Annotated in this window: 12 protein-coding genes; 4 read left to right on the plus strand and 8 right to left on the minus strand. The window is 60.0% G+C overall.

Translation table 11 applies throughout. The features are described 5' to 3' along the window. Nucleotides 1–319 precede the first annotated feature (319 nt). Nucleotides 320–1,396, plus strand: a complete 1,077-nt coding sequence (locus C4334_RS10195) for a rod shape-determining protein (protein WP_352431983.1) — start codon at nt 320–322, stop codon at nt 1,394–1,396. Between the two features lie 134 nt (nt 1,397–1,530). On the opposite strand, the gene C4334_RS10200 is transcribed toward C4334_RS10195, so the two are convergent. The 5 genes from C4334_RS10200 to era all read right to left on the minus strand — a co-directional run bounded on the left by C4334_RS10200 (nt 1,531) and on the right by era (nt 6,176). Beyond that, complete coding sequence (locus C4334_RS10200; protein WP_352431984.1) at nt 1,531–2,955, minus strand: S8 family peptidase; 1,425 nt, start codon at nt 2,953–2,955, stop codon at nt 1,531–1,533. Between the two features lie 30 nt (nt 2,956–2,985). After that, nucleotides 2,986–3,261 (minus strand): DUF8738 domain-containing protein, encoded by a 276-nt coding sequence (locus tag C4334_RS10205; protein ID WP_352431985.1) that lies wholly within the window; start codon nt 3,259–3,261, stop codon nt 2,986–2,988. 170 nt (nt 3,262–3,431) lie between these two features. Continuing rightward, nucleotides 3,432–4,214, minus strand: coding sequence for a 16S rRNA (uracil(1498)-N(3))-methyltransferase (locus C4334_RS10210; RefSeq protein ID WP_352431986.1), 783 nt, complete (start codon nt 4,212–4,214; stop codon nt 3,432–3,434). A gap of 121 nt (nt 4,215–4,335) precedes the next feature. Next, nucleotides 4,336–5,205 (minus strand): 50S ribosomal protein L11 methyltransferase, encoded by an 870-nt coding sequence (locus C4334_RS10215; RefSeq protein WP_352431987.1) that lies wholly within the window; start codon nt 5,203–5,205, stop codon nt 4,336–4,338. A 35-nt stretch (nt 5,206–5,240) separates the two neighbouring features. After that, nucleotides 5,241–6,176 (minus strand): GTPase Era, encoded by a 936-nt coding sequence (era, locus tag C4334_RS10220; RefSeq protein WP_352431988.1) that lies wholly within the window; start codon nt 6,174–6,176, stop codon nt 5,241–5,243. A gap of 403 nt (nt 6,177–6,579) precedes the next feature. Between era and C4334_RS14815 the strand changes: the two genes are divergently transcribed. Further along, a complete protein-coding gene (locus tag C4334_RS14815) occupies nt 6,580–6,819 on the plus strand; it encodes a zinc ribbon domain-containing protein (protein WP_502943380.1) in 240 nt (79 codons plus the stop codon). 154 nt (nt 6,820–6,973) lie between these two features. Here the strand turns inward: C4334_RS14815 and C4334_RS10225 are convergent, their stop codons facing one another. The 3 genes from C4334_RS10225 to C4334_RS10235 are packed head-to-tail and all read right to left on the minus strand — an operon-like array spanning nt 6,974 to nt 9,613. Then, complete coding sequence (locus tag C4334_RS10225; protein WP_352431989.1) at nt 6,974–7,711, minus strand: SDR family NAD(P)-dependent oxidoreductase; 738 nt, start codon at nt 7,709–7,711, stop codon at nt 6,974–6,976. A 5-nt stretch (nt 7,712–7,716) separates the two neighbouring features. Next, nucleotides 7,717–8,931 carry a M20/M25/M40 family metallo-hydrolase gene (locus C4334_RS10230; RefSeq protein ID WP_352431990.1) on the minus strand — a complete coding sequence of 405 codons (1,215 nt, stop codon included), beginning with the start codon at nt 8,929–8,931 and terminating at the stop codon, nt 7,717–7,719. Further along, nucleotides 8,885–9,613, minus strand: coding sequence for a lysophospholipid acyltransferase family protein (locus tag C4334_RS10235; protein ID WP_352431991.1), 729 nt, complete (start codon nt 9,611–9,613; stop codon nt 8,885–8,887). Before C4334_RS10235 ends, C4334_RS10230 begins: the two co-directional genes overlap by 47 nt. Before the next feature lie 275 nt (nt 9,614–9,888). Here C4334_RS10235 and C4334_RS10240 point away from each other — a divergent pair, with 275 nt between their 5' ends. Continuing rightward, on the plus strand, nt 9,889–10,749 hold the full coding sequence (locus C4334_RS10240; protein WP_352431992.1) for an ATP-binding response regulator: 861 nt from the start codon (nt 9,889–9,891) through the stop codon (nt 10,747–10,749). After that, the gene (locus tag C4334_RS10245) at nt 10,733–12,334 is read left to right on the plus strand and encodes a glycosyltransferase family 39 protein (protein WP_352431993.1); all 1,602 of its coding nucleotides are present in this window, start codon (nt 10,733–10,735) and stop codon (nt 12,332–12,334) included. Before C4334_RS10240 ends, C4334_RS10245 begins: the two co-directional genes overlap by 17 nt. Nucleotides 12,335–12,388 lie beyond the last annotated feature (54 nt).

Below are 12,388 nucleotides of genomic sequence, written 5' to 3' on the forward strand. Positions count from 1 at the left end.
ACTTAGTTTGCTGAGCGTAGATCTGATCGCTCGGCGTCGAAAGCCTCTTCCGCACCGAATGAATCGTTGTTTGCTCTTTCGACATCTTAAGTCAGGGAGTAGACAGTCGCCGACAGAACTTGTCTGCTTTTCGCACCGTGCCGCTGGAGGCAAGTACACGAAATGGTCGGTTTACGCTCTGGTAAAAGGCTCTTTTTAAGCTTTTCTCTACAGAGCAAGCGATTCGATCTCAGTGGCATAGAGTTTGCCTCGTGCCTTATATGGGACGGGTCAAGAGCCGCATCTCCTTCGCAAGCGGTCGTTCAACTGGGAGATTTTTATGAGGTTTCTGACTAAATTTTTCAACACTCAATTGGCCATCGACCTCGGCACGGTCAATACGCTCATCTACGCACCCGGGCGGGGAATCGTTTTGAACGAGCCATCGGCCATCGCCATTCACAAGTACACGGGAGAGACTCTTGCCGTCGGGGCAGAAGCTTTCAAGATGCTCGGGCGCGAGGCGCATGATGCTGAGGTGCACAGGCCCATTCGTGGTGGAACGATCAACAACTTCGACGCAGATGAGAAGATGCTCACAGCCTTCATTCGTCGTGCGCTTGGCGGGACGCACCGCCGAAGCTATATGGTCATCGGCGTCCCTGGCTCGAGCACGCCTTTGGAGCGTCGTTCGGTACGCGGTGCGGCGCGCGATGCCAAAGCGACCGAAGTGGATTTAGTTGATGAGGGACTGGCCGCTGCGCTCGGCGCGGGGTTGCCGTTCGAAGATGAGCGCGCACATCTTGTTGTCGATGTTGGTGGCGGAACGACCAACATCGCCATCATCGCTTCAGGGACGGTGGTCGCATCGAGCAGCTTGCCAGTTGCTGGCAACGCCTTGGATGAAGCGATTCGAGACTACGTGCGCAGCCGGTACGAAATGTCGATCGGCGAACGCACGGCTGAACATGTCAAAAAGGAACTGGGCGCTTTGAGTCGTGGTCGGTGCGGGCAAGAGGGCGCGCGTTGCATAGAGGTTGTCGGAAAGCGTATCACCGACGGACTGGCCAAAGCGGTGCGCATCAGTTCCGACGAGGTGCGCGAGGCGATAGAACCTGTTTTGGCGGAGATCGTTGCCGGAGTGCGTCGCGCGATCGAGGACTCAAAGCCGGATACAACGGCCGACATTTACCAATCGGGCATCATTTTGACGGGCGGCGGCGCGCTGCTTGATGGCATGGCGGAGCGGCTGCAGAAAGAGCTGCAGTTGCATGTGGCCGTGCCGGAAGACCCGTTGGCAGCCGTGGCATTGGGTGCGGGCAAACTGCTCGCCAACCCGAAGCACCTAGAGCGCGTCGCCATCAGCGAGGACGTACCCGTTTGGCAGGACACGGAAGAACTCGTGGTCAATTGGTAAGAGCGAAACCGAAAGGTAGAGCGACAAGACGTCAAAGGGGCCGCATCGTGAATGCGGCCCTTTGAGCTTTTAGAAACAGGTTGGTTGTCGGAGCGCGCGACAGGTATAGCGAGCGTGCTCTTTGAGCCTCTATGTTACTGAGCGCCGACAGCGCGCGCCGCATTGATCTTCCCGCCGGTTACGATCTTGCCGCTCAGCGTATTAAGCGGATCGACCGCATCGAGCAACCTCGTCCGCAGTTCGTTGACCGAAAGATCGGGTTCCAGCGAGAGAACCAACGCTGCGACGCCTGCTACCACTGGGGTTGCCATCGAGGTTCCGGAATGCTCTTCGTAAGCGCCGCCAGGCCACGTGCTCAACATCTCAGCGCCCGGTGCTGCGATGTGCACGCTCTTCGGTCCGTAGTTGGAGAAAGAGGCAAGTCGGTCTTGACGGTCAAGCGCCGCGACGCTGATGACGTTGGGCAAACGATAGCTCGCCGGGTAGTGCGGGACGATGTCCGTGTTGCTGCCCGTGTTGCCGGCAGCCGCGACGAACAAGATGCCCTCTTCGCCAGCGCGGCGAATAGCGTCTTCGAGCGCACGCGAGCGCCGCGTCGATCCCCAACTGGCGTTGATGATGCGCACGGGAACGCCAGCGCGCTTGCGGTCAATGGCGTAGTTGATACACTCGATGGCGTCCTTGGTCGTACCGAAGCCGCCAGATGAGAGGAACTTCAGCGGCATGATGCGCACATTCCAGTTGATGCCCGCGATGCCGATCTGATTGTTGCCTTCCGCGCCGATGATGCCCGCGACGTGCGTTCCATGACCGTTGTCATCCATGGGATCGCCGTCGTTTTTGATCGCGTTGTAGCCAAACTTATCGTCTATCTGGCCCAGCTCAGGATCGTTATAAGCGGCTATGTTCTGCGGGCGTACCCAGATGTTTTTGAGCAGATCTGGGTGCAGGTAATCAACGCCGCTATCGAGCACGGCGACGACCACCTCTTGACTGCCGGTCGTCTTGCTCCATGCCCTCAAGGCCGAGATGTCGGCTCCGATCTTTCCGCCGCGTTGCCCGCTGTTTTTGAGCGACCATTGTTCAGGGAACAAGGCGTCGTCAGGTTCATCCGGATCATCCGCTTGTCGCAACGAATAGTCTATGGTGAATTTCGTCGCCGTCGCGCTTTGCGGGTCCGGTTCGAGATTGATGACGTAGTTTGGCTCGGCGTATTCAACGTTGCTCAACGAACGGTATTGATCTGCGACCTGCTCGGCATCCAAGCCATCTTCGTCGGCGATGACGACTAGTCCGGGCACGGATTCAATGCGGTCTTCGATGTTATCGTGTAGCAACGATGAGATGCGCGCGATCTCTTGCGGCGCAACGTCGGGGCGAAAGCGAACGAGCACCTCGGCCCGTTTGCGCATCAGTTCGCCCATCTTTTGCGTCGGCATTTGGCGCGCGAGCCGATTCTCTCGTTCTTGCCACTCTCGGCGTATCTGCCCAGCAATAGCCGCCAGCAGAATGAGCACCGTGGCTAACGTCAGGTGAATGGGAAACGTTTTTCGGTTCATCGCTCGATACCTCCGCGACCGTTTCGCGCCTCAGACGCGATAGTTCACGCCTTTGAAGTTGAAGAGCCGGAGTTGGTTTTTGTCCGCCCGGTATTCGTACCTCTGGCCGTGCGCGGCTAGTTCGATGCGCCAGCCGGAAGTGATCATCTGTCCGCTCATTTCGTCCTCTTCGGGTGCGCCGAGAGCGAGGTCGGGAAAATCAACCTGTTCGACCTTGCTTTCGGTGATCTCGCTCTCGCTGATGCCGAGCCGTTTAGCTAGATCGGCGCGCGCTCTTTTAATCGCTTCCTCTTTGGTCAGGGCCATAATGATCGCTCCTTCCAATCTCTCCTGCTATTGTGCGCCTTGGTCGCGGCGTTAGTCAAAGTCCGTTGCCCCACTTCAATGCCGACGTCTGCGAGGGAAAGATGTTTTGAAGCCGGACGGCCGGACGTAACTTTTAAGAGAACGGTTTCGACGTGAGCGGAAGAGCGACTTCAACGCAGATCGCCGTGAAGGTGTTCAAGGAGCGTGACGGCGACGATGGCGGCCGTTTCGGCACGCAGCGTTCTGCCGCCCAACGTGACGAGCTGCCAACCCGCGTGCCGCGCGCGTCGAATCTCTTCATCATCCCATCCGCCTTCAGGGCCGACGACGGCGATGGCCTGCTTCAATGGGATGTAAGCAGCGACTGCCTGTAACAGGCTCTCTCCATCGCGCTCGGTGAACATGATCGTTTGCGTCGCCGTGCGCGCGGCGACGAGTTCGGTCCATCCGTTCTCGACGAAATCGCTGAAAGCGATCGGAAGCAAAAGAGCTGGGAGGCGCGCGCGTCCGCACTGTTTCGCCGCTTCGATGGCGAGCCTTTGCCACCGCGCGAGGCGTTTTTCGACGGCGCGCTGGTCCGAGAGCTTGACGTCGGCGAACCTCGTCATCAGCGGGACGATGCGCGTTGCTCCCAATTCAGTCGCCTTTTGAACGACGAGATCGAACTTTTCGCCTTTGAGAAGCGCGAGCGCGAGCGTGAGGTCAAGGGGCGATTCGGGACGTTGCGGCGCGACTTTCTCTGCCACATCGAGCGAGATGGCGTCGTCGCGTCGGTCGATCTTGCGGACGATGCAGCGGAACTCGCGCCCCTGACCGTCGAAGACGAAGACTTCCGCTCCCGTCTTCAGGCGCAAAGCGTCGCGCAGGTGATGCGCCTCATCCGGCGCGAGTTCGACCGTCGCGCCGTCGGGCGAAAAGGCTTCAGGTGGGGCGTAGAAGCGGTGTTTAGCCATCAGTCATCTTTTCCTCGCTTTATTTGGCATCGCTTCGATGTGCGCAGCAAAACGGCAACGGACGATTCGCTGGTTCACTCATCGAGCATCTGCTAGCGATGAGCGTTGCGAAGCGTTGGTGCTAGGCGACGATGGCGGCCCACTCGCCTTCGATCATGATCTCGCGTTGCGTTGCGCCCAATTCCGTCAAGCGTGCAAGCATCGTTTCGGTTTGCGAGACGAGTATGCCGGAAAGGATCAAGTGCTCGCATGATGCGTCAAGCAGCAGTGGCAGCATGGGATCAATAACGTCAGCCGTCAAATTGGCGACGACGCACGCGGCAGAAGGGGTTCGCTCGTCGACGGTGCCGACGTAGAAGCGTATGCGCTCGGCGACGCCGTTGACTTGGGCGTTGACGCGCGCGATCGAGATGGCTTGCGGATCGAGATCGCAAGCTTCGATGTGCGCTTCCGGATGGAGTTTCGCCGCAGCGATGGCTAGCACACCCGTGCCCGTGCCGACATCGAGCAACGTCCCACCGCGAAAGTGGCGTTCGATCGCGTGCAAGCAAAGGCGCGTGGTTTCGTGTGTGCCTGTGCCGAAGGCCATGCCCGGTTCAATGCGGATGACCAGTTGATCAGGTCTCGCGCCCGTTTCGCACCACGGAGGGGCGATCAGAAATCGTCCGACGCTCACAGGTTGCCAGTGTCGCCGCCACTCAGCGAGCCAGTCGCGCGCCGCGATCTTCTCGATGCGTACTTCAGCGATGCAGGCGGGAGCGCACTCGTGTATGCGTAGCGATTCTTCCAGCGCATCGCGTAGCGTCGCATCCGATGGCGGCGTTGGAAAATAACCAACAACTTGAACCCGTCCATCGGCCAAGCTGCGTGTTTCTAGCCCGAGCGCGCCCGCTTCGGAGAGGGCATGCTCGGCGGCTTCAGCGGCTCGTTCGCGGCAGGTGATCGCAACCGCGTACCACGCGGTTGGTTTTTCGATCTCATCCGATCTCATGGCCCATTGTCTGCTCGGCGGGCGTGAGTTGAAAGCTATGGAGCGCGTTCACGCACGCCCAGCTCGTCAAGCAAGTGCTCTTTGTCGCGCCAATCTTCCTCAACTTTGACGAAGAGTTCGAGGTAGACGTGTTTGCCGATCAACTTTTCGATCTCAAGTCGCGCGCGCGTGCCGATCTCTTTCAAGCGTTTGCCGCCTTTGCCGATGATGATCGCCTTTTGCGATGGCCGTTCGACGAAGATCGCGCAATGAATGCGCACGAGACGCTCGCTCTCCTCGAACTTTTCAGTGACCACAGCGGTTACGTAAGGGATCTCTTCACCGGTCAGTTCGAGTATCTTTTCGCGCACCAGCTCGGCGACGATCATGCGCAACGGTTGATCGGTCAATTCGTCAGCGTCGAAGATGGGCGGCCCTTCCGGCAGATTCGCGATGATCTCGCCGATGAGCGTATCGACCATTTCGCCGGTCAAGGCCGAGATGGGGACAATGGCGCGCCAATCCATCTGCTTGCTGTACCACTCGATCAACGGCAAAAGCTTCGATTTGTCTTTGAGCTTGTCGATCTTATTGAGCAGCAGAATGGACGGCTTGCCGGCATCTTTGACGAGTTGAAGAGCGAAGCGGTCGCCGTTGCCCGTCGCCGTTGCCGCGTCGCGGATCAACAAGACGAGATCGACGCCTTCGAGCGCGTCCATCACGGCGGCCATCATACGCCGGTTCAAAAGATAGCCGGGGCGGTGAATGCCCGGCGTATCAACGAGCACGATCTGCCCTTCGGGGCGCGTGATGATGCCGCGAATCTGATAGCGCGTCGTCTGCGGTTTGTCGGAGACGGCGGCGATCTTCTCGCCAACGAGGTAATTCAAGAGCGTGGACTTTCCAGCGTTGGGCCGCCCGACGAGCGCGACGAAACCGCTGCGGTGAGGTCGCTCCGAAGCCTCACGCGACGCTTCGTTTCCGATGCTCATCTTTATTGAGTCACCTGTTTCGCCCATCTCTCAGAAAAGACCCCGCAATTCTTGTCGCGCGCCCCGCTCGCCTTGCCGATATCAAAGCTCGTCAATCGCTTTCGCCTGATGATGTGATGGCCCCGGCTCCTTCTTCTCTTGCACCACGTTTTCTGTGGGCCAACGCGTGACCTCGAATGAAGCTCCCCGCGTTGAACTCAAAACAAGTTAGTAACGGGAGTTTATCCGGAAAAGAAAATGGTCCGCAAGCCAATAGCTTACGGACCGATTGACACCCCACGGCTCGCAGCACGTGGGATTCACACGCCTAACCTTCACGCCCGGTACGGGCGTCGCGCCGCGGTTATAGAAAAGAGGGGGTGTGGGGGAGCTATAAAACCCATCCCCTTCAGGGGTGGGATAGATGGACTCCCCCACGTGCCCCGCAGGGGCACATAACAGGGTGGGAGGCAAGCGCGCTATACTGAGGCTCTGGACCTGCGAGTGTGGGGCGGTGCATGACCGGGACCTGAACGCGGCGAGAGAACATCCGGGCCGAAGGGATAAAACATATCCCCGTCGCGGTAGGGCATACCGAGACGCAAAACGCTTGGGGAGCCGCTGTAAGACCTGCGTATCGCGGGCAAGTGGCGACGAACCGTGAATCCCACGCGCTGCGCGCCGTGGGAGTGTCAATAAGTGGCACGATCCTTCGGTCGATCTCAGCGAGCGCGCTTCCCTTTGAGCGTGAATCCAAGGCTGACCACTTCGTCAACTGCGTTCGGAAGTTTTTCGCGAATCTGCTCGATGGCAAACGCTCACGCGAGATGTCGTCCGCCATCGACGATGATCGTCGTGCCGGTGATGTAATCTGACTCGATCAGAAAGAGCACGGCGCGCGCGACGTCTTCGGGCGAGCCGGGACGTTTGATCACCGTGCGTGCCAGCGCTGCCTGCATCATTTCGGCGCTGATGCCCTCTTCTGGGAGGACGAGGCCTGGCGCGATGGCGTTGACCTGTACGTTGGGCGCAAAGGCTTTGGCCAGACATTTGACGAGCATGAGCGTGCCCGCTTTCGAAATGCAATAGGGCGTGTAGGACGGCCAAGCGACGAACGCGGCGACGTCGGCGATTTGAATGATCTTGCCAGCAGCGTTGCGTGCTCTCAAACGGCGCCCGGCTTCGAGCGCGCAGAGGTAAGAGCCTTTCAAGTTGACGTCGAAGGCGCGCACGAGATCGGCTTCGGACAAATCTTCCACGGGATGGCGTTCGAAGATCGCCGCGTTGTTGACGAGCACTTCGACCGCGCCGAACTCGCGCTCGGCTTCATCGAAAAGATCCCGGATATCATCGGCGCGCGTTACGTCGCAGCGGACGGCGATGGCGCGCGTGTCGAAGTCGCGTTCGATCTTGGCGACGAGCGAGTGAGCCGCTGCTTCGGAGCGATGGTAGGCGACGACGACGCGCGCGCCCGCTTCGGCGAGCGCCAGACTGATGGCTCGCCCGACGCGCACGGCACCGCCGGTGACGACAGCCGTTTTGCCTTCGAGTCTCATGGCGCTCAGGCGCGCGCAACGTGTAGGCGGATGACTTCGATGGCGAGTTCAGCCGCCGCGCGCATCTCTTTGATGTCAATCCACTCATTGACCGTGTGAATGGCGCGCATCCCCGTGCCGACAACGACGCACTCGATGCCTTTGCTACACAGGAAGTTGGCATCTGACCCGCCGCCCGACGAGACGGTTTTCGCTTGGCGTCCGAGCCGTTCCGCCGCGCGCTTGATCAATTGGACCAGGCGAGAATCCTCCGGTACGTTGAGCGCTGGATAGCTGCGTTCGACCTCCTCTTCGACGCGCGCGCGCACCGTTTTGCCATCGAGCGTGATGGCGTATGGCTCCGCAGCGCGACGCACGCACTCGATCATGTGGCGCGTTTGCTCTTCGAGCTTACGTTCATCGAGCGAGCGCGCTTCGCCCTTGAGCGTGACGAGATTCGGGATGATGTTGGTCGCGCGCCCGCCTTCGATCTGCCCGATGTTCGCCGTCGTCTCCGCATCTATGCGCCCGAGTCGCATGGCGGCGATGGCTTCGGCGGCGATCTTGATGGCCGAAATGCCTTGTTCGGGCGCGATGCCGGCGTGCGCTTCAAGGCCGTGAATGCGAAACTCTATGCGGTTAGCTGATGGCCCGCGCGTGAAGATCTCGTTCGGATCTTCAGCGTCGAAGACGATGCCGACGCGCGCGCGCAAGCGCTTTTCGTCGAGGTGTTTGGCTCCGAGCAATCCGATCTCTTCGCAAATCGAAAAGACCACTTCGATGTCGGGATGTGGGATCGCTTGTTCGCGCAAGGTTTGAACGGTTTCGAGGATGACGGCGATGCCCGATTTGTCGTCGCTGCCGAGGATGGTCCGCCCATCGGAACGGATGATGTCGCCTTCGACGATGGGGCGCACACCTTCGCCGGGCGTGACCGTGTCCATATGTGAACTGAAGAGGAAGGGCGGGGCGTCTGAAACTGTGCCGCGGAAGCGCGCGATCAGATTGCCGGTTTCGCCGCCGATCTTTTCGCCAGCGTCGTCCGTTTCGACTTGTGCGCCCATCTCTTCGCAGCGCCGTTTGAGATAGGCGGCGATCTCCCCTTCCCGCCGTGAGTGGCTGTCGATCTGCACGAGGTCGAGAAAAGTCCTCTTCATCCGTTCGATGTTGATCATGGTGCACCCCTTTGCGAGTTCATCGTTGCATGCCGCTGATTCGGTCCAGCGCGCGTTGTAGCTCATCGCGCTTGACCTCCAATAGCGCATCGTCGGCGTCCGCTGGAACGTGGATCGGCGGCGCGATGCGCACGGTTGCGCGCGTCCATGGTAGCGGAATTTGGAACCGATCCCAACTCGGAAGCTCGACGTGTCGCGCCGCTTCGATGGTGAAGGGAAGGAGCGGCTGGCCAGTCTTTTTCGCCAGCATCACCGCTCCCATTTTGGCGACATAGCGCGGCCCGCGCGGGCCATCAACGGTGAACGCCGTTGGGATGCCATGTCGCACGAGGCGGACCATTTCGACCAATGCGCCCACTCCGCCGCGCGTGCTTGATCCGCGCGCCGCACCGTAACCGAAACGCTGGATGAAACGGGCGATGTATTCGCCATCGCGGCTTTGCGAGGTCATCACGACGATGCCGCGTCGTTGCCAAAAGTGCGTCGCCAAAAAGATGCGGTTGTGCCAAAAGACGTAGATTGGCGCGCCTGCGCGCGCAGCCACTTGCCAGTTCTCCCACCCTTCGACCGTGTAACGCACCGTGCTGCCGATCAGACGAATGAGCGCGTAGAAGAGAAGATCGGCGATGCGTATCATCAACCGCTCGCGCGGCGAGTAGCGCGCGAGATCGGCGAATTTATAGACGCGCGCGAGGCGCTCTTGTTCGCGTCGGTCAGAGCCGACCGACAGCGTCGAACTCGGTTGCATGTTCAGCAGCGCGTTAGTCTAGCAGAAACTTCTTCATAAAGCGAAAAAACTTTGCGCTGGCGACGGCGCTCATCGCGCCGCGTCGGCGTCGCAGCGCAGACCGACCTCCCGTTTGAAGCGGAAGAGGCTCTACGACGGGGCGCGTTGGCGAGCGTCCTCCTTGTGGTTGGCTTTGACCTGGTTGCGAATGATAAGATGTGAACCTGCGAGGCTTTCTGATCGTATAGGACGAAGAACGGTCCTCTCCCGATTTTTAAGTCGACGAGGCCCATTCGATGGGAAAAAGACGCATTCTCATCGTCGATGGCAACGATGAACTTCGGCGCACGCTTGAAGGCGCGCTCGCCGAACTGGGGCACGAAGTCGTCGCCGTCGGCAGCGGCGATGAGGCATTGGCGCGCGAGGACTTGGCGGATTTCGATCTCGTCATCAGCGACTTGGTCGAAGACGGCGCTGCCGGAATGCAGTTGTTGAGCGAATTGAAGCAGAAGCGCCTGTTGATCCCCGTCGTCGTTTCAACTTCGGAGACGCCTTCGCCGGGCATCATCAAAGCGTTCAGAATGGGCGCAGCCAACTACTTGCGTCGTCCTTACGATCCCGAAGAGCTGCAGCAGATCGTAGAGAAGACTTTATCTTACAAGCTCCGCTTCATCGAGGAGGCGAAGCTGCTCCCTTACGTTCGTGAACGGATCGAGTTCGAGTTGCCGAGCGACCTGAAGTTGATGAACGGCGTGCTCAACTACTTGATGGAGCGAATCATCAAGCTCGGCATCGTCAAACCGGAAAGCTCCAATCTGTTCGTCGCGCTCGATGAAGCCATCGCCAATGCCATCATTCACGGCAACAAGAACGATCCGAACAAGATCGTGCGCATCACGGCGGAGCTGACGCCCAAGGAAGCGCGCTTTACCATCGAGGATGAAGGCGAAGGATTTGATGTCGGGAGCGTCCCCGATCCGCGCGATCCGGCCAACCTCTTCAAACCAAGCGGACGCGGCGTGCTTTTGATCTTCAACATCATGGATGAAGCGAGCTACAACGAACGCGGCAACCGCTTGACCATGGTCAAACGGGCCGAAGATTCGATGGATGCGGGGCTCATCGAAGCGCTTGCGCCCGATGGAAAACAGCCGTAAACATCTAGATGTGGCGCATCCGTTCGGCTTGCTGCGCGCGTGGCGCTGGTGGTTGCCCGTGGCGGCTTTGGTCTGCGGCCTAGCGCTCGTCTTCGTCGATCCGTTTGCCGGCGATTGGGATGCGCTCGATTACACGGTGTTGGCGCTCGAAGGCCGTCCCTCTTCGATGCTGCTCGGGCGCATGCTCTTCATCTTCTTCAATCATCTGCTCTGGCGCCTAGCGCAAGCGTTCGTCGAACTTCCTAGAGAACAAGCCTACTTGCTCTTCAAGTACGTTGTCGTCGTGCAGAGTCCGATCGCAGTCGTCGCTTGTTGGGCTTTGGCAAAAGAGTTGACCCGTTCAGCGGAAGCGGCGACGATTGCCGCCCTGCTCGTCGGCCTGTCGCCGTTTTTCATCATTTACAGCGGGCAGGCGATGACCGAAATCCCGGCCATCTTTCTGTTGGCGACGGCTTTGGTGGTCCACCTGCGCGGATTGCAGCAACGGCGGCGCTTTCTCGTGCTTGCGGGCGCGGCGCTGCTTGGGTTGAGCGCAAACATGCGCGAAGCCTCTTTGCTCTATGCGCCGTGGCTTGTGTTCATGCCGTTGGCTAGCGGCTGGCGTTGGCGCGGCGTGGAAGGGAAGACCACCGCGTTGGCTGCAGCGATCTTTCTGCTCTGCGCTTTCGGCCCGTTCGCTTTGCTCTTCGCGCTCGATCTCGGCGACTATCGCGCTTGGTGGTTGGAGTGGTTCCGAGCGGCGCAAGCGGAATCGGCTCGGCATCCGATCTCGATCGGCAACTTGCGCGCGCTTTTGGCCTATTTCTTCATCGCCGCGCCAGTGGTCTTGGTGGTTCTGCCGTGCGCGCTTGCGCGCGCGTGGCGACGCGGTTTCTCGCCGTTGCTCGTTGCGGCATTGATCGGTTTGGTCGCCAACCTCGCGCTGGTTGCGCACTACAGCTTGGTCCTCAACGGACGCTACCTCCTGACAGGACTGCCGGCGCTTGCACCGCTCGTCGGCGACTATCTCTGGCGATGCTGGCGAGACAAGGCGCAAGACGAACGACGCGCTTTCGCGCGCGCCGCGGCGCTGGTTTCGCTCGTCACGGCAGCGATTGGACTGGCGGTTTATGCTTACACGTGGCCGACGCTCGCCGCGCATGCGCTCACCGGTGAGTACAAGAAGAGGCTCGCGTTGCTGCCGTCGGATGCAGTGGTGATGGCTGGTGGGCAGACCGTCAGCGTCAACTTTTGGCGCGGCGTCGGCTTGGGAGAATGGGAAACGATTGGCACGGGCGGCGGCTGGCCTGGACCGCACCTTCCGGAGTTGATCGCGCAACGCTTGAGCGAGGGCAAGCGCGTTTTCCTCGACGTCGATCCGCGCCTTTGGGCAACGCGCGGTTGGCAAGAAGAAGAGACGCGCGCGCTGGTCGGTTTGCAAGAGCGCTTTCGCTTTCGTCGCGTGTCGGAGACGATCTTCGAAATCCGTCCGCCAGACGATGCGAGCGCACGCGACGATCCGGAGTTGTGGCGTTTGCTGCCGGAGAATCGAAGCGAACGGCGACGCGCGCGGTTCGAGCGCGTGCGCAAGCTCCTCGGATTGTGAAGCCGGGTGAAGGCTCCGGTCGGCATCGCAAAATCGCGGCGAGGCGCTTCGGGC

Origin of the sequence: Pyrinomonas sp. (genome assembly GCF_040289685.1) — a bacterium.
Taxonomy (GTDB): domain Bacteria; phylum Acidobacteriota; class Blastocatellia; order Pyrinomonadales; family Pyrinomonadaceae; genus Pyrinomonas.

Bases quoted from the DNA above. Each gene is read 5' to 3' on its own strand.
- C4334_RS10195 (WP_352431983.1), top strand. From the start codon at position 320: ATGAGGTTTCTGACTAAATTTTTCAACACTCAATTGGCCATCGACCTC.
- C4334_RS14815 (WP_502943380.1), top strand. From the start codon at position 6,580: ATGGACTCCCCCACGTGCCCCGCAGGGGCACATAACAGGGTGGGAGGC.
- C4334_RS10205 (WP_352431985.1), bottom strand. From the start codon at position 3,261: ATGGCCCTGACCAAAGAGGAAGCGATTAAAAGAGCGCGCGCCGATCTA.
- C4334_RS10245 (WP_352431993.1), top strand. From the start codon at position 10,733: ATGGAAAACAGCCGTAAACATCTAGATGTGGCGCATCCGTTCGGCTTG.
- era (WP_352431988.1), bottom strand. From the start codon at position 6,176: ATGAGCATCGGAAACGAAGCGTCGCGTGAGGCTTCGGAGCGACCTCAC.
- C4334_RS10210 (WP_352431986.1), bottom strand. From the start codon at position 4,214: ATGGCTAAACACCGCTTCTACGCCCCACCTGAAGCCTTTTCGCCCGAC.
- C4334_RS10230 (WP_352431990.1), bottom strand. From the start codon at position 8,931: ATGAGCTACAACGCGCGCTGGACCGAATCAGCGGCATGCAACGATGAA.
- C4334_RS10240 (WP_352431992.1), top strand. From the start codon at position 9,889: ATGGGAAAAAGACGCATTCTCATCGTCGATGGCAACGATGAACTTCGG.
- C4334_RS10235 (WP_352431991.1), bottom strand. From the start codon at position 9,613: ATGCAACCGAGTTCGACGCTGTCGGTCGGCTCTGACCGACGCGAACAA.
- C4334_RS10200 (WP_352431984.1), bottom strand. From the start codon at position 2,955: ATGAACCGAAAAACGTTTCCCATTCACCTGACGTTAGCCACGGTGCTC.
- C4334_RS10215 (WP_352431987.1), bottom strand. From the start codon at position 5,205: ATGAGATCGGATGAGATCGAAAAACCAACCGCGTGGTACGCGGTTGCG.
- C4334_RS10225 (WP_352431989.1), bottom strand. From the start codon at position 7,711: ATGAGACTCGAAGGCAAAACGGCTGTCGTCACCGGCGGTGCCGTGCGC.